At 43.6% G+C, this 225-nt stretch carries 1 rRNA gene; it reads right to left on the reverse strand.

Annotated features, from left to right (window positions below):
- A 5S ribosomal RNA gene (rrf, locus tag AC0SAP_RS10430) occupies positions 1-79 on the reverse strand; the annotation flags it as partial.
- Between the last annotated feature and the right edge of the window lie 146 nt (positions 80-225).

Below are 225 nucleotides of genomic sequence, written 5' to 3' on the forward strand. Positions count from 1 at the left end.
CACTACCATCGGCGCTGCTACGTTTCACTTCTGAGTTCGGGATGGGATCAGGTGGTTCCATAGCGCTATTTTCCCCAGGAAAACTGGCTTGTGCTTGAAGTGCCGATGCATCTCTGCATTTTATTTTGCACTCCACTCACGAATAAATTTGATTAGTTGGTATTGTAACAGCAATGTCAGATTGAATTGCTTAAGTTGTTGTATTCGCGTCAACTTTGGAAACGA

It is taken from the genome of Ignatzschineria sp. PL_is040 (assembly GCF_055813795.1).